We start from the raw sequence: 18,273 nt of genomic DNA, 5'->3' as shown, positions 1-18,273 counted from the left end.
GCGTTAAAGTAAAAATTGGAGCGCCGGCCTGATACAGTCAGGTCGAAACGCGCTCCAATGGCAAAGATGAAAGAGGCTTTCATGGCGGTAGCATTCACTTTTCCCGGGCAGGGCAGCCAGGCTGTAGGCATGGGCAAGGCTCTGGCAGAGCAGTTTGCAGAAGCGCGTGCTGTTTTCGAGGAAGTGGACGCGGCACTGGGCGAAAAGCTTTCCGCTACCATGTTCGAGGGACCGGAAGACGTACTGACGCTGACCGCGAATGCCCAGCCTGCGCTGATGGCGGTCTCAATGGCCGTGCTGCGGGTCATGGAAGCGCGCGGCTTTTCCCTGAAGGAAAAGGTTTCCTACGTCGCCGGGCATTCGCTTGGCGAATATTCCGCGCTTTGCGCGGCAGGAACGTTCTCCCTTGCCGATACGGCACGTCTCCTGCGCATCCGAGGCAACGCGATGCAGAAAGCCGTTCCCGTCGGCGAAGGCGCCATGGCGGCCATCATCGGTCTGGAACATGGCGACGTGGAAGCTGTCTGCACGGAAGCCAGGGCTTCCGGTTCGGTCCAGATCGCCAATGACAATGGCGGCGGTCAGCTCGTTATTTCGGGCTCCAAGGCTGCGGTCGAACTGGCTGCCGGGTTGGCGTCCGAAAAAGGTGCCAAGCGCGCCATCATGCTGCCGGTGTCCGCACCCTTCCATTCGACTTTGATGGGGCCTGCCGCTGACGCCATGCGCGAAGCGCTCGCTTCGGTCGAAAAGCACAATCCAATCGTTCCGCTTATCGCCAATGTGCGCGCAGCGCCCGTCACCGATGCCAACGAGATTGCCGATCTACTCGTCGAGCAGGTTACGGGTCAGGTGCGCTGGCGTGAAACTGTCGAATGGTTTGCGGCCAATGGCGTAACCACGCTTTATGAAGTAGGTTCGGGCAAGGTTCTGACCGGTCTGGCGCGCCGCATCTCGAAGGATGTGGCTGGCGTGGCTGTCGGTTCGGCCGAAGAAATCGAAGCGGCGCTCGCCGCCCTCAACGCTTAAAAGGGACTTCGCATGTTTGATCTGACTGGCCGCAAGGCTCTGGTAACCGGCGCAACCGGCGGCCTCGGTGAAGCGATTGCCCGCGCACTTCATGCGCAGGGCGCAATCGTCGGCCTGCACGGCACGCGTGAGGAAAAGCTGAAAGAGCTTGCCGCTGAACTTGGCGACCGCACCTTCATCTTTCCGGCCAATCTGTCTGACCGCGAAGCTGTAAAGGCCCTCGGCCAGAAGGCCGAAGAAGAGATGGGCGGCGTCGACATTCTCGTCAACAATGCCGGGATTACCCGCGACGGGCTCTTCGTTCGCATGAGCGATGAGGACTGGGATGCCGTGTTGAACGTCAACCTGACGTCCGTCTTCAACCTGACGCGCGAACTGACCCATCCCATGATGCGTCGCCGCAATGGCCGCATTATCAACATCACCTCCATCGTCGGCGTCACCGGTAACCCCGGTCAGGCGAATTACTGTGCATCGAAGGCAGGACTGATCGGCTTCTCCAAGTCGCTGGCGCAGGAAATCGCAAGCCGCAATGTTACAGTGAACTGCATCGCTCCGGGCTTCATCGAATCGGCCATGACCGACAAGCTGAACGAAAAGCAGAAGGATGCGATCATGAGCAATATCCCCATGAAGCGCATGGGCGTTGGGGGCGATATTGCTGCTGCCGTTGTCTATCTGGCAAGCGATGAGGCAGCTTATGTGACGGGCCAGACCCTGCACGTCAATGGTGGCATGGCCATGATCTAACCCTCCTTCTCCCCTCGATTATGGTATAAAATGCCTTAATACGGGGGGCGAAGAAGGAAAAGGCGCTTTGCCTTGCTCAAGAAGCATGGTAATGCGCCCATCGAGAATTGCGGCATTCTGAGTAGAAGCGCTGCGATCCTGTTCCGAAAGGAATATCCACAGGATGACTGTCCGGGCGGCTTCGCTCGAAACTTGGCAGACATCTTATAACTTGATTACAATCCTGCATGCCGCTAACCAAGGCAGAGCAACAAACACACAGGTCGAGGTTCCGACATGAGCGATACCGCAGAGCGCGTCAAGAAAATCGTTGTTGAACATCTGGGCGTAGATGCCGACAAGGTCACGGAAGGCGCAAGCTTCATCGATGACCTCGGCGCAGACAGCCTCGACACGGTCGAGCTGGTCATGGCTTTCGAAGAAGAATTCGGCGTTGAAATTCCTGACGACGCTGCCGAAACGATCCTCACGGTCGGCGACGCTGTGAAGTTCATCGACAAGGCTTCTGCCTAATCTGAACTTGGGCATTGGGCTGGGGTTCTCGCGAATCCCGGCCCTGCTTGTCTTTGGCTGTTTCTTTCGTATTCACGGTCGAAACGCACATGCACAAAGGTCCGTTCGAGGCCTGTTGTGAATCTGCCCGAACGCTGGTCGAGAACGCGTTCGATAGGCAGGCTCCGGTTTTAACAATTGGAGCACCATCCCTTTCAGTCAGGCCCGGACATATGTTCTGCCGGTTAAAGCCTGCGGGGCGCGGTGCTTGTGACATAACAGAATTTTAAGGGGTGGATATGAGGCGTGTCGTCATCACCGGTCTTGGTCTGGTGTCGCCGCTTGCCAGCGGTGTCGAAGAGACCTGGAAGCGTCTTATTGCCGGTGAAAGCGGTGCTCGCCGCATCACGGAATTTGAAGTTGATGATCTGGCCTGCCAGATTGCCTGCCGCGTTCCGGTTGGCGATGGCACCAATGGCACCTTCAATGCCGACCTCCATATGGAGCCGAAGGAACAGCGGAAGGTTGATTCTTTCATCGTTTATGCCGTCGGCGCTGCCGATCAGGCGCTGGACGATGCCGGCTGGCACCCCGAAAGCGACGAAGACCAGGTTCGTACCGGCGTTCTTATCGGTTCCGGCATCGGCGGCATCGAAGGCATCGTCGAAGCGGGCTATACGCTGCGCGACAAGGGGCCGCGACGCATCTCGCCATTCTTTATTCCCGGCCGTCTGATCAACCTGGCTTCCGGCCACGTTTCCATCAAGCACAAGCTGCGCGGCCCGAACCACGCGGTCGTCACCGCCTGCTCGACCGGCGCGCACGCCATTGGCGACGCTGCCCGCCTGATCGCTTTCGGCGATGCGGATGTGATGGTTGCTGGCGGTACGGAATCCCCGGTAAGCCGCATCTCGCTTGCAGGCTTCGCTGCCTGCAAGGCGCTCTCCACGAAGCGCAACGATGACCCGACCGCGGCATCGCGTCCTTATGATGAAGACCGCGACGGCTTTGTCATGGGTGAAGGTGCGGGCGTTGTGGTTCTCGAGGAGCTTGAACACGCCTTGGCGCGCGGTGCGAAGATCTATGCCGAAGTCATCGGTTATGGTCTTTCCGGCGATGCTTACCACATCACCGCTCCAAGCGAGAACGGCGAGGGTGCGCAGCGCTGCATGGAAATGGCCATCAAGCGCGCCGGAATCACGCCGGACCAGATCGACTACATCAATGCGCATGGCACTTCGACCATGGCCGATACCATCGAACTGGGCGCTGTCGAGCGCGTGGTTGGCGACGCCGCGTCGAAAGTTTCGATGTCCTCGACCAAGTCATCCATCGGGCACCTGCTGGGTGCTGCTGGTGCTGCCGAGGCGATTTTCTCGACGCTTGCCATCCGCGATAACATCGCGCCTGCGACGCTCAATCTGGACAATCCTGCGGTCTCCACGAAGATCGATCTGGTTCCACACAAGGCCCGTGAACGCAAGATCGATGTGGCGCTGTCGAACTCCTTCGGGTTTGGCGGAACCAATGCTTCGCTGATCCTGCGCCGATATTCCTGATCGGTATTGCTGAAATAAATCTCGGAATCAAAAAACGCGGGGATTTCTCCGCGTTTTTGCCAAAATATAACCGGATGCGATGTTTAAAATCGTGAACAGCGGTTAGTGTGGTCGCAACTCCGAAGAGTTTTATCCGCTCTGACGAAATTAAGTGCATAGCCGTTCTGGGCGGCCATTCGACGAAAATGTCGGAAGCTGCGCCAAAATAGATAAACGGAGCTTTTCGTATAGTTTGGTTGAACTATTCAGGGCTCTGGACCGAGGTGATTGAGTGAATTCAGAGGCACCATCCGGAACACCGCCCGCGGACGAGCAGTCCACGGGCGCGACGCAGGAAACGAACGCGACTTCAAAGCCGTTCGTGCCGAAATCTGCGTCTGAAGCTCTGCGCCCCGAGCCGGGAACGCCGCCGCCGCGCAAGCGTTCACGCCATGCGCGCAGCCAGATCGTGGTGTTCATGAACTTTATGCTGTCGCTCGTCGTGCTGGTTCTGCTCGGCGCGTCCGCCTTGTTCTATTTCGGCAAGATGCAGTTCGATGCTCCAGGTCCGCTTGCTTCAGAGACCACATTTCTTGTCAAGCGCGGTGCTGGCATTGCCGAAGTCTCCAATAGTCTGGAAAACCGTGAAATCGTCAGCGATGCGCGCATCTTCCGCTATGGTATGCGCACGCTCGGACACGAAAATGATCTGAAGGCGGGCGAATACGCCATCCCTGCCGGTGCGACGATGCGCGATGTGATGAATATTCTCATCAGCGGCAAGTCCATCATGTACCCGCTGACCATCCCGGAAGGTCTGACGGTGAAGCAGATTTTCGACCGTATTTCGGTTGATCCGATTCTTGTCGGTGACATGCCGAAGGACATGCCGCCGGAAGGCTCGCTCTTCACCGATACGCTGAATTTCACCCGCGGCACGACGCGTTCGGAAATCATCGACCGTATGATCGCTTCCCAGAAGAAGCTCGTGGACGAAGCCTGGGCAAAGCGTAATCCCGACCTGCCGGTCAAGGACAAGAACGAATTCGTGACGCTGGCTTCCATCGTGGAAAAGGAAACCGGGATCGCGTCCGAGCGCCCGCATGTGGCCTCGGTCTTCGTCAACCGCCTGAAGAAGGGCATGCGCATCCAGTCCGATCCGACCATCATCTATGGTCTGTTCGGTGGGGCCGGCAAGCCGTCTGATCGCCCGATCTTCAAGTCGGACATCGAAAAGCCGACGCCTTACAACACCTATGTGATCAACGGTCTGCCGCCGACGCCCATTGCCAATCCGGGCAAGGCGGCACTGGAAGCTGTTGCCAACCCGCTGGATACGGAAGACCTCTATTTCGTCGCCGACGGAACGGGTGGCCACGTGTTCTCAAAGACGTTGCAGGAGCACAACGCCAATGTTCGCAAGTGGCGCTCCGTGGAACAGCAGAGGAATAGCGGCAACGTTCCAGATCAGAGCGCGGGACAATAGAGGGCGTCTGGTGAGTTTGTTTTAACCGAAGCCGGCGGCAGATGCCGGCTTCGGTTCGGTTTTTGAGTAAGTCCGCACCTCTGCGGACATGAGTTGAGGGGATGGAACGCATGGCGCTCCAAAGCATGACCGGATTTGCACGCCACGCCGTGCAGCACACCGTGGACGGCGGAGACGTGCGCATTGTCTGGGAGGTGCGTTCCGTCAACGGCAAGGGACTCGACCTCCGGCTGCGTCTGCCGCAAGGTCTGGAAGCGGCGGAACACCCAGTCCGCTCGATGCTGGCACGCCATTTTTCACGCGGGAATTTTCAGGCAAGCCTCAGCGTAGAACGCAGTGAGGCTCAGGCCGGTTTCACCATCAACCAGGCGATGCTCGCCGAGGTCCTCAAGCTTGGTGCGGATTTGCAGGCCAGGCACGGTCTCGCGCCTGCGAGTGTTGACGGCATTCTCTCGCTGCGTGGCATCATCGACCAAGTACAGGTGGCTGACAACGAAGATGAACGCGGCGTGCTGGAAGCGGCCATCGTCTCGAGCTTTGAAGAGGCGCTCAAGGCAATTGCCGACGCCCGCAAACAGGAAGGCAAGGCTCTTTTCACCATTCTGTCCGCGCATGTCGATACTATTGAACGACTGACCGAGGGTGCCCGCCGTGACCCCTCGCGCAGTACCGATGCGATCAAGGCCCGTCTCGCGGGGCAGGTGGCTCTGCTATTGGATGCCGCGCGTGAACTCGATGAAGCGCGGCTCTATCAGGAAGCGGCGTTTCTGGCGACCAAGGCCGATATTCAGGAAGAACTTGACCGGCTGGAAACGCATGTGGCGTCCGCCCGCAAACTTCTTGCTGACGGCGGCCCCATCGGGCGCAAGCTCGATTTTCTTTCACAGGAATTTAATCGTGAAGCAAATACACTGTGTTCCAAATCGAACGCGGCGTCGATCACAGCCATCGGTCTGGAACTGAAGGCAGTCGTGGACCAGTTTCGCGAACAAGTACAAAATCTGGAGTAACAGGTATCATGGCCATCTCTTCGGTTGAAAATGGCGTCGCACGCAGAGGCTTGATGGTGGTGATCTCATCGCCCTCCGGGGCGGGAAAGTCGACCATCGCCCGGCTTTTGCTGGAAGACAAGAAGATGAACCTCTCCTTGTCGATCAGTGTGACGACGCGCCAGCGCCGCCCGAGCGAGATCGAGGGGGTCCACTACCATTTCAAGACCATACGCGAATTCGAGCGTCTGCGGGACAATGACGAACTGATCGAATGGGCCGAAGTTCACGGCAATTTCTACGGCACGCTCCGTGAAACTGCCGAGATTGCGCTGGCCGACGGTCAGGACATGCTCTTCGATATCGACTGGCAGGGCGCAGACCAGTTGCAGGCAAAGATGCCTGCAGATGTGGTCTCTATCTTCATCCTGCCGCCGACCATGCGCGAACTGCAGCAGCGCCTGAACCGCCGCGCCGAAGACACGGCGGATGTCATCGAGACACGCTTGCAGAATGCCCGCTTCGAGATCCAGAAATGGGTGAAGTACGATTACATCGTCATCAATGAAGACCTCGACCGCTCCTTCGCCGCGATCAAGTCGATCATCGAGGCCGAACGTCTTCGCCGCGACCGCCGCCCGGGCCTGTTCGATTTCGTAACCGGTTTGCTGGAAGAAGAGCCAGGCGTCTAAGACGAAAACCGGTTTTACGAAAGCCTTATGGCTATTTTGTCCGTTTCGTTTGCGAGGCGGATGAACGCTTCGAGGAACGGTTGGCTGCCGCGTGTTTTCAACTTGGCGAGCGCATCGACATTCTGGAAAACGAGTTCGCACTCTGCGGGCCAGCCGGGACCTTGCCATTGCACTGCGTCCCAGAACGAGTCCAGTGTGTAGCCGAAGGCTTCAGGATTTTCCGCAGGAACGGCGGAAAGATAACGTCGCCAGAGTTCGTCAGCGCTTTCTATTCCTGTGCAATCAATTATGTCGACGGGCAGCATATCAGCCTAGCAGGATCAATAGGCCATCCACCATGCCAAGGACGAGGATGAGCGCTCCCATGGCGATGGCTGTCACGACCAGGACCCGTCTCTGCCGGTCACGCTTCTCCGTTCGCTTGCCCGTCCAGTCGTAGGGCGATTGAGGCATTTCTCTCTCCAGATCGGCGCGGCATTGAAAGTCGCCATGCAGCCGTATCCGTAACCTGCACTTTACCGCCCTTATCCGCAAGCAAGATGAAGCTAATAAATATCTGCGCTCGCACGGCGTGAGGGCATGGCTATACAGCCGTGCCGCCCACCGTTACCTGATCCATGCGCAAATGCGGCTGGCCGACGCCGACGGGAACCCATTGGCCACCTTTCCCGCAATTGCCGCTGCCGGTATCGAGTTTCATATCGTTGCCGATCATCGAAATACGCTGCATGGCATCTGGGCCGTTGCCGATCAGCATCGCACCCTTGATTGGTGCGCCGACCTTGCCGTCCTCAATCATGTAGGCTTCCGTGCAGCCGAACACGAATTTGCCGGATGTGATATCCACCTGGCCGCCACCGAAGGAAACGGCGTAGATGCCTTTCTTCATGGAGGCGATGATCTCCTCAGGCGTCTTGTCGCCTGAAAGCATGTAGGTGTTGGTCATGCGTGGCATGGGTGCATGAGCATAGGATTCTCGGCGCCCATTGCCGGTTGCTTCCATGCCCATCAGGCGCGCATTCTGGCGGTCCTGCATGTAGTTGACGAGTTTGCCGTCCTCGATCAGCACGGTGCGATTGGTCGGCGTGCCTTCATCGTCGATGGTGAGAGAGCCGCGACGCTCGACGATCGTGCCGTCGTCGACCACCGTCACGCCTTTCGATGCAACCTGCTGGCCGAGGAGACCGGCAAAAGCGGAGGTCTTCTTGCGATTGAAGTCGCCTTCCAGCCCATGACCAACCGCTTCATGCAGCATCACGCCCGGCCACCCGTTTGCCAGAACGATGTCGAATGTGCCTGCCGGGGCGGGGATGGCCTCCAGGTTGACGAGCGCCTGCCGCAATGCCTCATCGGCGGCATGCTGCCAGCTTTCAGTCGCGACGAATTCGCCAAATCCCTTGCGTCCGCCAACCGTATGAGAGCCTGATTCCTGGCGGTCGCCATTGCCTGCCACCACCGAGACGCTCAACCGGACCATGGGCCTTATATCGCGCACGAAATGACCGTCGGCACGCAATATTTCGACCTGCTGCCACGATCCTGCAAGCGAAACGGAAACCTGTCTCACCTTCGGGTCCTTGGCGCGCAGATAGGCGTCAATCTGCTGCAACAGTTGCACTTTGGTGTCGAAGGTCGGGGAACCGATCGGATTTTCGTCCGTGTAAAGATGATGGTTGGTGCCAGCAGGCGCCGCGGAATAACTCCCGCCGTAGCCCTTGAGGGTTGCGGAAACCGCATCGGAAGCGCGTCGCAAGGCGGCCATAGACAGATCACCCGCATGGGCATAGCCGATGGCTTCACCGGCGACCGATCGCAACCCGAATCCCTGATCCTGATTGAAGGAGCCGGTCTTGAGGCGGCCATTGTCGAAAACGAGAGCCTCCGCCTCGCGATATTCAACGAAGAGTTCGCCATCGTCGCTGCCTTTCAGGCTTTGGGCGACAAGACGCTCGATATCATCGCGGCTGGCGTCGAAACTGTCGATCAGGCTTTTCATAAAAATAAATCCTGCAGCATGTGTTTGCTGCAGGATGTAAGCCTTAAATCGGTTGAGAACAACCGGTCATCGCAGTTGTGATCAGGGCAGGGCGTCGAAGCCTTCGCCGAAGCCCTTCAGATCGACGGGAATGCCAACCCCTTCTTCCGGTGTCTGGAAGACGATGAAGGTCGCAGCCTTGCCGGAGCGCAACGTCTTGAGAAGATCATCCTCAAGGATCACCTCGGCGTAGCAGCCGTCTTCGAAGCAGCGGACGAAATAGGCGCGACCGATGTCCTTGCCGTCGACATTGAGGCCAAGGCCATTGGGAAGCAGGACACCAAGCGGCGCCAGAACACGAAGAATGCGGGCCTTGTTGTCAGCCGTCTTGAGAACGACAACCGAAAGGCCGAGTTCCGGACGCTTTGCAGCGACCACGTTCTGGATCAGCGCACACTGTTCCGTCTTTGCGCCAGCGGGCGTGTCACAGAGAACGGACCATGCACCGTGCTGCGACTTGAGCTTGCCGCTTTGCTGCGGGCTGGACGGAGCCGCCTGCGACTGCGCAGCCGGTGCCTCCTGTGGGGTTTGTAACTGCGCCGGTGCCTGCTGGGCAAGCGAAGGAAGCGTAGCAATGGCAAGCGCCATGCTGGCGCCCGTTGCTAGTGTTGCGAGGCGCTGGCTGATCGTGCGGCGGGCAAGCATGCGAAAAGTCATGAAATCTCCAGATCGAATCACCGGGACGTTAACGCGCTGCATTGGCCATGAAAAGCGCCGCGACCGGCGTTTCTCTGTCCTGGCCATCATAGCAACGGTGATACCGTCTGTTGCATCGATTGTCACGCGGCACGTTAAAGGAAGCGTCTTGTCAAATCATGGCTTCATTAAGGGTTTCGTGCGGTTTTCCAAAGTTTTCGTGGTGGGCTGGAATAACTCCGCCAGGCCGAATAATCCGGGACATTCGCAATTCTTCGCGCGGCTGCGCGCAAAAATGCCGCACAGGAACATATTCGCCTTCCTTGCGGTGTGCGCTAAGGTGTGGTTTGAACGCCGACGGGGGATGCGGCCGTCTTTAGCGTCCGGCGTCCAGCTCGAAAGGGCGAAAAGGGAGAGAGTTCTGGTGGATAAGATTGTTGCCACAACGAAGGGCGCCTTCGGCGGCGCTCTTGCAGTGCTGTGGACGACTGGTGCCGCTTTTGCGGATCAGCCCCGTCCCTGGGAATGGAGATTTCAGGACGCAGCGACTGGGATTGCCGAACAGATTCATTGGTTTGAGCGTTATACGCTCTGGTTCATTATTCCGATTACCCTGCTGGTTCTGTTTTTGCTGGTTTGGGTCGTGCTTCGCTTTCGCGCAAGCGCAAACCCCGAGCCGTCCAAAACCAGCCATAATACCGCTATTGAAGTGATCTGGACCATCGGGCCCGTGATCATTCTTCTGTTCCTCGCGGTCCCGTCTTTCCAGCTTCTGACGGCGCAATATTCGCCGGAAGATCCGACGCTGACGGTGAAGGCCACAGGATACCAGTGGTACTGGGGTTACGAGTATCAGGTCGATAATCCGGTGAGCTTTGATTCCCTCCTTCTGAAGGATGGTGATCGCGCCGCTGCCGGCAAGGAAGACAAGTCCCGCTATCCGCGTCTTCTCGCCGTCGACAACGAGGTCGTGGTTCCGGTTGGCGAAACGGTTCGTCTTCTCGTAACTGCTGCCGACGTCATCCATTCTTGGACGATCCCGGCCTTCGGCGTGAAGATGGACGCTGTCCCGGGCCGTATCAACGAAGCCTGGTTCAAGGCGGACAGGGAAGGCCTTTACTACGGTCAGTGCTCGGAGCTTTGCGGCAAGGATCACGGCTTCATGCCAATCGCCGTGCGCGTTGTCTCCAAGGAGCAGTATCAGACCTGGATCGCCGCTGCGGGATCGGATCTGAATGGCGCCAACAAGGCGCTTCAGGCCGCTGTCGAAGGTGGCGCAAACGATAAGGTGGCTGCGGCGGGTCTCTGATCCCGAACGCCAAGACTGTTGAAAAACGGGAGCGAATTCCATGGCTGGCACAGCAGCTCACGAGCATGGTGCCCACGACGACCACAAGCCTCACGGCTGGGTTCGTTGGGTATACTCGACCAATCATAAAGACATCGGTACCCTGTACCTGATTTTTGCAATCATCGCCGGTATCATCGGCGGCGCGCTGTCCATCGCGATGCGCGCCGAACTCCAGGAGCCGGGCATCCAGATCTTCCACGGTCTGGCACAGATGGTTTACGGTGTTGAGGGCGATGCGGCTCTCGATGCCGGCAAGCATATGTTCAACGTGTTCACTTCGGCACATGCCCTGGTCATGATTTTCTTCATGGTCATGCCTGCGCTGATCGGCGGTTTCGCCAACTGGATGGTGCCGCTGATGATCGGCGCGCCGGACATGGCTTTCCCGCGCATGAACAACATTTCGTTCTGGCTGCTGCCGCCTGCGCTGCTGCTGCTGCTCATCTCGCTGTTTATGCCGGGTCCGGCAGGCGGCTGGGGGCCTGGCGGCGGCTGGACGCTGTATCCGCCTCTGTCGACTTCGGGTCAGCCCGGACCGGCTGTGGACTTCGCCATCCTGGCAATCCACATCTCTGGCGCATCGTCCATTCTCGGAGCGATCAACTTCATCACCACGATCCTCAACATGCGCGCGCCGGGCATGACGCTGCACAAGATGCCGCTCTTTGCCTGGGCCGTGCTGGTGACGGCGTTCCTGCTTCTGCTTTCGCTGCCGGTTTTGGCAGGCGGCATCACCATGCTGCTGACCGACCGCAACTTCGGAACGACCTTCTTCACGCCGGATGGTGGCGGTGATCCGATCCTCTACCAGCACCTGTTCTGGTTCTTCGGGCATCCGGAAGTGTACATTCTGATCCTGCCGGGCTTCGGCATCGTCAGCCACATCGTGTCGACCTTCTCGCGCAAGCCGATCTTCGGTTACCTCGGCATGGCCTACGCCATGGTCGCCATCGGTGTCGTCGGCTTCGTCGTCTGGGCGCACCACATGTATACGGTCGGCCTTTCACTCGACACGCAGCGTTACTTCGTGTTCGCCACGATGGTCATCGCGGTTCCGACAGGTATCAAGATCTTCTCCTGGATCGCGACGATGTGGGGTGGCTCGATCACCTTCCGCGCACCGATGCTATGGGCGATCGGCTTCATCTTCCTGTTCACGGTCGGTGGTGTGACGGGCGTTCAGCTCGCCAATGCCGGTCTCGACCGCGCGCTGCATGACACCTACTACGTCGTGGCTCACTTCCATTACGTGCTGTCTCTGGGTGCGGTGTTTGCGATCTTCGCGGGCTGGTACTACTGGTTCCCGAAGATGAGCGGCTACATGTACAATGAGTTCACGGCGAAGCTGCATTTCTGGGTCACCTTCGTTGGTGTGAACCTGGTCTTCTTCCCGCAGCACTTCCTTGGTCTTGCCGGCATGCCGCGCCGTTATATCGACTATCCGGATGCCTATGCAGGCTGGAACATGGTGTCGTCCTACGGTTCCTATATTTCGGGCTTCGCCGTCCTGATCTTCCTCTACAATGTCTTCGAGGCATTCGCGAAGAAGCGTGAAGCCGGTGCAAACCCATGGGGCGAGGGCGCAACCACGCTGGAATGGCAGCTGTCGTCGCCGCCTCCGTTCCACCAGTGGGAACAGTTGCCGCGCATCAAGTAATCGTGCGATGGGGCGGAGTCGGGAAAAGACTTCGCCCTTCTTTACAAAATGTGCTATGGGCGGGCGGCATTCTGTTCCGCCCGTCGCCGGTAGCCGAAGAAATCGGCCATCAAACAAGGCATTTCCGGCGGGAACAGAATGGTTTCCGGGAGGACATTGTTATGATGGTGCGGTCTGCGCTGTAGGGGCGCGGGTTCAGACCGGTGAACTCGAGGTTTTTGAAGTTAAAATGTCTCTGGTGGAAAAAAACGCAGGTACCGATGACGCATTCGCTCTCTCAGAGGCGACCGCGCGCGATTACCTTGTTCTTTTGAAGCCCCGCGTGATGTCCCTTGTGGTCTTCACCGGGCTGGTCGGTCTTGTGGTCGCGCCGGGACATATGAATCCTGTCCTTGCCGCCATCAGCATCTTGTGCATCGCGGTTGGTGCGGGTGCATCCGGTGCGCTGAACATGTGGTACGACGCGGATATCGATGCGGTGATGAAGCGTACGCGTAACCGCCCCATTCCTGCAGGCGTTATAGCGCCCAATCAGGTTCTGGCGTTCGGGCTGACGCTTTCCGCATTCTCCGTCATCACACTCGGCCTCATGGTCAACTGGCTGGCGGGCGCGTTGCTGGCGTTCACGATCTTCTTCTATGCCGTCATCTATACGATGTGGTTGAAGCGCTCGACGCCGCAGAACATCGTTATCGGCGGTGCTGCTGGCGCATTTCCTCCGATGATCGGCTGGGCCGCTGCGACCGGAGAAATCACCTGGGACAGCGTCGTCCTGTTCATGATTATCTTTCTGTGGACGCCGCCGCATTTCTGGGCGCTGTCCCTGTTCTCGGCCACTGATTATGAAGCGGCGCGTATTCCGATGATGCCGAACGTAAAGGGCGAGCTTTCAACCCGTCGTCAGGCGCTGTTCTATTCCATCATTATGGCTCCGGTCGGCGTCCTGCCTTGGGTGCTCGGCTTTGCAGGCCCTGTCTATGGCGCGGTTTCCACGCTGCTCGGACTGGCTTTCCTTTATTATGCATGGCGCCTGTGGGCTGCCGGATCGCAGCCTGCAATGCTGGCGGCCGCCCGCAAGCTGTTTCGCTTCTCGCTGCTTTACCTGTCCGGACTGTTTGCGGTGCTGCTTGTTGAAACACTTGCCGTCAAGGCGCTGGCTGCTTTTGGAGTGCTCTAATGGATAAGGCCGTACAGAAGCCGTTGGACAGCGAATTGGAACTGATCGTTCCAACGGAACAGCAGAAGAAAGCCCAGCGCAATCGCTCTTGGGGCTTGGCAATCGCTCTGGCGCTGTTCGTGCTGCTTGTCTATGTCGGCACGATTGCGAAACTGGGAGCCAATATTCTGGTACGGCCTCTCTGACAGGCTGTTCCGGGAGGAAAATTGGAGGGGAATATGCCTGATCTGCACGAGAAGGATCAAAAGTTGAGGAAGCAACAGCGTTCAAACGCGACGATTGCTTTTGCTTGCCTGTCTTTCTTTGTCTGCATGATCGGTGCAGCCTATGCCTCCGTGCCGCTGTACCGCATTTTCTGTCAGGTGACAGGCTATGGCGGCACGACGCAGCGCGTGGAACAATATTCCGATACCATTCTCGACAAGACGATCAAGGTGCGTTTCGATGCCAACACAGCCAATGGGCTACCATGGGATTTCAAGCCCGTGCAGCGCGAGGTCACGGTTCGCATCGGCGAAACGACGATGATCAAGTATGAAGCGCGCAACCTGTTCGATGAGCCGACCTATGGCCGCGCGAGCTTCAATGTCGCGCCGGGTCGGGCGGGAGCGTATTTCAACAAGGTCGAATGCTTCTGTTTCACGGACACGACTCTGAAGCCGGGCGAAGACATGGAAATGCCGGTTGTGTTCTTTGTCGATCCTGAGATCGTCAATGATCCCGATCTGAAGGACGTGAAGACGATCACGCTATCCTATACATTCTTTCCGATCGAAAAGCCGAAGCCGGTGGCAAATGCCAAGGCCGAAACTTCAAGCAACGGAAGCTGACGCTGGTGCGCATTCCGAAAATTGTGAAACGGTTTTCGGACAAGAAGAGAAGAACGAAATATATCGAGCGTTTCGACCGACTCATGAAGAGAAACGCTCTCGCGGCGCATAATGCCGCAAAGACAAAAGAATGAAGCGGTTTTATTCTGATACGAGATACCGCTTGTCACAGACAGACTTGCTTGGAACCCCTTCCGGGGTTTAAGCATGAAGGTACGAGAGAGGAGCCCCTAAGGGGATTTACGGGGAGAGACATGGCTGACGTCCATCAGAAAAATCACGACTATCATATCATCGCGCCCAGCCCTTGGCCGTTCCTGAGCTCCGTGGGTGCATTCGTGCTTGCCGTAGGCGGTATTGCCTGGATGCGTTACATCAATGCCGGTGAGTTGCCGTTCTTTGGCCTCAACGTGGTGACGCCATGGATTTTCTTCATCGGCCTCGCGATTGTGCTCTACTGCATGTACGGCTGGTGGTCGGATACGATCAAGGAAGGACATGAGGGGCACCATACCCGTGTCGTATCGCTGCATCTGCGCTACGGCATGATCATGTTCATCGCTTCGGAAGTCATGTTCTTCGTTGCCTGGTTTTGGGCGTTCTTCGATGCGAGCCTGTTTCCGAACGAAGCGCATCAGGTAGCACGCGCTACCTTCACCGGCGGTGTCTGGCCTCCGAAGGGCATCGAGGTTCTCGATCCCCTGCATCTGCCGCTTTACAACACCGTTATCCTGCTGCTGTCGGGCACGACGCTGACATGGGCACACCATGCTCTGCTGCACAATGACCGCAAGGGCATGATCACCGGTCTGGCGATCACGGTTGCTCTCGGTGTCCTGTTCTCCTTCGTGCAGGCCTATGAGTACATTCACGCTCCGTTTGCGTTCAAGGACTCGATCTACGGCGCGACCTTCTTCATGGCGACCGGTTTCCACGGTTTTCACGTTCTCATCGGCACGATCTTCCTTTTGGTCTGCCTCGTGCGTGCCATTGGCGGTGACTTCACGCCGAAGCAGCATTTCGGTTTCGAAGCCGCTGCCTGGTACTGGCACTTCGTTGACGTGGTCTGGCTGTTCCTGTTCTTTGCCATCTACGTATGGGGTGGCTGGGGCGCGCCGATGCACGGCGGCTAATCCGTAGGATCAGCAGTTTTGGAGGCGGCCTTGGCAACATGGCCGCCTTTTGTTTATTGAATGATGCAAGGGGAAATCGGATGCCGGACCAGAATACTTATCCCACGGTCGATCCCATCAAGAGCGGCGTCGCTGGCCGCTGCCCGCGTTGCGGCGAGGGGAAGCTGTTCGATGGTTTCCTGAAAGTCGCTCCGCGCTGCTCGGCTTGCGGGTTGGACTATTCTTTTGCCGATTCCGGCGACGGTCCGGCGGCGTTCGTCATCCTCATCATCGGTTTCATCGTTGTCGGTCTTGCGCTATGGATGGAAGTCAACTTTGGACCGCCGCTCTGGGTGCATTTCATCCTGTGGGTGCCGCTTGCGATCATTCTCAGCCTCGTGGCCATGCGGTGGGCAAAGGGCATTCTTATCAATATGCAATACCGCAACAAGGCAGCTCCCGGCCGCATAGACAGCCGGCAGGATGACAGTAAATGACCAAACTACAGCAGTCACGCCGCTTTCCCTGGGGTATTGTGATCGCCTCTGCCGTAGCGCTCGTCATTTTGCTGGCGCTCGGCACATGGCAGGTAGAGCGTTTGCAGTGGAAGGAAGCGCTGATTGCATCAACCGAGCAGCGCATTCACGAGCCACCACTGCCCTTGTCGGAGATGGAAAAGGTCTACAAGCAGGAAGGTTCTGTCGAATATCGTCCGGTAACGGTCTCCGGCACTTTCATGCATCAGGGCGAGCGGCATTTTCTGGCCACCCATGAGGGGGCCGCAGGCTATAATGTCTACACGCCGCTGATGCTGGAAGACGGACGTTTTGTGCTGATTAATCGCGGCTTCGTTCCATATGAGAAGAAAGACCCTTCAACGCGCATTGAAGGACAGATTGACGGCCCGGTGAATGTTACCGGGCTGGCGCGCGATCCCTTGTCGGCGAAGCCGGGCTTCTTTCTCCCCGATAATGATCCGTCCAAGAATATTTTCTACTGGAAGGATTGGACGGCCATGGCGGAAAGTGCCGACCTGCCAAATCTGGATGAGGTCGTGCCCTTCTTCATCGACGCCGACAGCAAGCCCAATCCGGGGGGATTGCCGGTCGGCGGTGTGACGATCATCGATTTTCCCAACAACCATCTGCAATATGCCGCGACATGGTACGGTCTTGCTCTGGCCTTGATAGGGGTTGTCGGGACGTGGCTGTGGCGTTATCGAAAGACCAGTAGGGGTTGACAATGGCCGCGTTGCGGCCCACCTCCGTGAAGGTCTGTTGATATCGGTCTCTGACGGCCTGCAAATGGCGCGGTTTTCGCTTCCGGTGCTCATGTACCTTCAGGTACATTCCGCCCGGTTCTCAAACCACACCATTTTCGACTCCTCATAGACCGAACCTCAACAGACCTTAGATGTTAAGCCACGCCGAACTAGCGAGCATACTTCATGACCGATCAGCGACCACCACTGGAAATCCGCCTTTGCGGCCCCCGCGGCTTTTGCGCCGGGGTTGACCGGGCAATCCAGATCGTTGTGCTGGCGCTGAAGAAATATGGTGCGCCGGTCTATGTTCGCCATGAAATCGTACATAACCGCTATGTGGTCGAGGGCTTGCAGTCTCGCGGCGCGATTTTTGTCGAAGAACTGGACGAAATTCCCACAGAACACCGCGACCAGCCGGTGGTCTTTTCCGCCCATGGTGTGCCGAAGTCCGTGCCAGCGGATGCAGAAGCAAAGAACCTCTTTTATCTCGATGCAACCTGTCCCCTGGTTTCCAAGGTGCACAAGCAGGCCATGCGCCATCAGCGCCTTGGCCGCCATGTGATCCTGATTGGTCACTCCGGTCATCCGGAAGTGATCGGAACCATGGGGCAGTTGCCCGATGGCGCGGTAACGCTGATCGAAACGGTGGAGGATGCGCGCAACTGCCATTTCGATGACGAGAACAATCTCGGATTCGTGACCCAGACGACGCTTTCAGTCGACGACACGGCTGGCATTATCGAAGAATTGCAGGCGCGTTTTCCAAACCTTTCGGCTCCGGCAGCGGAATCGATCTGTTATGCCACGACCAACCGGCAGGATGCGGTGCGATCCGCCGCCCCGGGCTGCGATCTGTTTCTGATCGTCGGGGCGCCGAACTCTTCCAATTCCAAGCGTCTTGTCGAAGTGGCGGAGAAGGCCGGCGCGCGCATGTCGATGCTCGTTCAGCGTGCGGCCGATATCGAATGGGACCGCATCGGCGATATATCGGTGGTGGGCCTGTCGGCGGGGGCTTCAGCGCCTGAAATCATCGTCGATGAGATCATCGATGCCTTCAAGACCCGCTTCAATGTGAAGATCGAACTGGCCGAAACCACGGTTGAAACCGAGAACTTCCTTGTGAATCGCGAAATTCGCGATGTGGAACTGACGGTGCAGGACATGGCATTCGTCAACGGAGAACACCGGGTGGTAGGCATTCCAAAATTAATGCCCAAGATCATACAAGGGAAATAAGC

The 18,273-nt window shown here is 57.8% G+C and carries 20 protein-coding genes; 16 read left to right on the top strand and 4 right to left on the bottom strand.

The window, feature by feature from the left end; all coding sequences use genetic code 11:
* The first annotated feature begins 81 nt into the window (after positions 1-81).
* From fabD to gmk, 7 genes are all read left to right on the top strand, one after another.
* Positions 82-1,026 (top strand): ACP S-malonyltransferase, encoded by a 945-nt coding sequence (gene fabD / locus ACS5UA_RS03565; protein WP_443101170.1) that lies wholly within the window; start codon positions 82-84, stop codon positions 1,024-1,026.
* A gap of 12 nt (positions 1,027-1,038) precedes the next feature.
* Positions 1,039-1,776 carry a 3-oxoacyl-[acyl-carrier-protein] reductase gene (gene fabG / locus ACS5UA_RS03560; RefSeq protein WP_006466222.1) on the top strand — a complete coding sequence of 246 codons (738 nt, stop codon included), beginning with the start codon at positions 1,039-1,041 and terminating at the stop codon, positions 1,774-1,776.
* Between the two features lie 276 nt (positions 1,777-2,052).
* Positions 2,053-2,289: an acyl carrier protein gene (locus tag ACS5UA_RS03555; RefSeq protein WP_002963616.1), complete on the top strand. Its 237-nt coding sequence runs from the start codon at positions 2,053-2,055 to the stop codon at positions 2,287-2,289.
* Between the two features lie 278 nt (positions 2,290-2,567).
* Positions 2,568-3,827, top strand: a complete 1,260-nt coding sequence (fabF, locus tag ACS5UA_RS03550) for a beta-ketoacyl-ACP synthase II (RefSeq protein WP_443101169.1) — start codon at positions 2,568-2,570, stop codon at positions 3,825-3,827.
* Positions 3,828-4,098: 271 nt separating this feature from the next.
* Positions 4,099-5,292 carry an endolytic transglycosylase MltG gene (gene mltG / locus ACS5UA_RS03545; protein ID WP_443101168.1) on the top strand — a complete coding sequence of 398 codons (1,194 nt, stop codon included), beginning with the start codon at positions 4,099-4,101 and terminating at the stop codon, positions 5,290-5,292.
* Between the two features lie 110 nt (positions 5,293-5,402).
* The gene (locus ACS5UA_RS03540) at positions 5,403-6,302 is read left to right on the top strand and encodes a YicC/YloC family endoribonuclease (RefSeq protein ID WP_151658540.1); all 900 of its coding nucleotides are present in this window, start codon (positions 5,403-5,405) and stop codon (positions 6,300-6,302) included.
* A gap of 8 nt (positions 6,303-6,310) precedes the next feature.
* Positions 6,311-6,973, top strand: a complete 663-nt coding sequence (gene gmk, locus ACS5UA_RS03535) for a guanylate kinase (RefSeq protein ID WP_006466226.1) — start codon at positions 6,311-6,313, stop codon at positions 6,971-6,973.
* Between the two features lie 14 nt (positions 6,974-6,987).
* Here the strand turns inward: gmk and ACS5UA_RS03530 are convergent, their stop codons facing one another.
* From ACS5UA_RS03530 to ACS5UA_RS03515, 4 genes are all read right to left on the bottom strand, one after another.
* Entirely contained in the window at positions 6,988-7,278 is a 291-nt protein-coding gene (locus ACS5UA_RS03530; protein ID WP_443101167.1) for a barstar family protein, read from the bottom strand.
* 1 nt (position 7,279) lies between these two features.
* A complete protein-coding gene (locus ACS5UA_RS03525; protein ID WP_006466228.1) occupies positions 7,280-7,426 on the bottom strand; it encodes a hypothetical protein in 147 nt (48 codons plus the stop codon).
* A gap of 130 nt (positions 7,427-7,556) precedes the next feature.
* Positions 7,557-8,969 (bottom strand): metalloprotease TldD, encoded by a 1,413-nt coding sequence (gene tldD / locus ACS5UA_RS03520; RefSeq protein ID WP_285669808.1) that lies wholly within the window; start codon positions 8,967-8,969, stop codon positions 7,557-7,559.
* Between the two features lie 81 nt (positions 8,970-9,050).
* Complete coding sequence (locus ACS5UA_RS03515) at positions 9,051-9,665, bottom strand: invasion associated locus B family protein (RefSeq protein ID WP_006470683.1); 615 nt, start codon at positions 9,663-9,665, stop codon at positions 9,051-9,053.
* Positions 9,666-10,068: 403 nt separating this feature from the next.
* On the opposite strand from ACS5UA_RS03515, the gene coxB reads away from it, so the two are divergent.
* The 9 genes from coxB (at position 10,069) to ispH (ending at position 18,271) form a co-directional block, all read left to right on the top strand.
* On the top strand, positions 10,069-10,953 hold the full coding sequence (gene coxB, locus ACS5UA_RS03510) for a cytochrome c oxidase subunit II (RefSeq protein ID WP_025091927.1): 885 nt from the start codon (positions 10,069-10,071) through the stop codon (positions 10,951-10,953).
* Between the two features lie 40 nt (positions 10,954-10,993).
* Positions 10,994-12,652 carry a cytochrome c oxidase subunit I gene (gene ctaD / locus ACS5UA_RS03505; RefSeq protein ID WP_006466231.1) on the top strand — a complete coding sequence of 553 codons (1,659 nt, stop codon included), beginning with the start codon at positions 10,994-10,996 and terminating at the stop codon, positions 12,650-12,652.
* Between the two features lie 229 nt (positions 12,653-12,881).
* Positions 12,882-13,829, top strand: coding sequence for a heme o synthase (locus ACS5UA_RS03500; RefSeq protein WP_443101166.1), 948 nt, complete (start codon positions 12,882-12,884; stop codon positions 13,827-13,829).
* Positions 13,829-14,014: a hypothetical protein gene (locus ACS5UA_RS03495; RefSeq protein WP_025091929.1), complete on the top strand. Its 186-nt coding sequence runs from the start codon at positions 13,829-13,831 to the stop codon at positions 14,012-14,014. The genes ACS5UA_RS03500 and ACS5UA_RS03495 overlap by 1 nt, the downstream gene beginning before the upstream one ends.
* A gap of 33 nt (positions 14,015-14,047) precedes the next feature.
* Positions 14,048-14,659, top strand: coding sequence for a cytochrome c oxidase assembly protein (locus ACS5UA_RS03490; RefSeq protein ID WP_021586113.1), 612 nt, complete (start codon positions 14,048-14,050; stop codon positions 14,657-14,659).
* Between the two features lie 254 nt (positions 14,660-14,913).
* Positions 14,914-15,792 (top strand): cytochrome c oxidase subunit 3, encoded by an 879-nt coding sequence (locus tag ACS5UA_RS03485; RefSeq protein ID WP_006470687.1) that lies wholly within the window; start codon positions 14,914-14,916, stop codon positions 15,790-15,792.
* 80 nt (positions 15,793-15,872) lie between these two features.
* Positions 15,873-16,268 (top strand): DUF983 domain-containing protein, encoded by a 396-nt coding sequence (locus tag ACS5UA_RS03480; RefSeq protein ID WP_443101165.1) that lies wholly within the window; start codon positions 15,873-15,875, stop codon positions 16,266-16,268.
* The gene (locus tag ACS5UA_RS03475; protein ID WP_443101164.1) at positions 16,265-17,011 is read left to right on the top strand and encodes an SURF1 family protein; all 747 of its coding nucleotides are present in this window, start codon (positions 16,265-16,267) and stop codon (positions 17,009-17,011) included. The genes ACS5UA_RS03480 and ACS5UA_RS03475 overlap by 4 nt, the downstream gene beginning before the upstream one ends.
* 207 nt (positions 17,012-17,218) lie before the next feature.
* Positions 17,219-18,271 (top strand): 4-hydroxy-3-methylbut-2-enyl diphosphate reductase, encoded by a 1,053-nt coding sequence (gene ispH / locus ACS5UA_RS03470; protein WP_151598859.1) that lies wholly within the window; start codon positions 17,219-17,221, stop codon positions 18,269-18,271.
* Positions 18,272-18,273: the final 2 nt, after the last annotated feature.

Origin of the sequence: Brucella sp. RRSP16 (assembly GCF_052246815.1) — a bacterium.
Classification (GTDB): domain Bacteria; phylum Pseudomonadota; class Alphaproteobacteria; order Rhizobiales; family Rhizobiaceae; genus Brucella; species Brucella intermedia.
The sequence above is the reverse complement of the archived record's forward strand: the minus strand, read 5'-3'. Positions and strand labels throughout refer to the sequence as shown.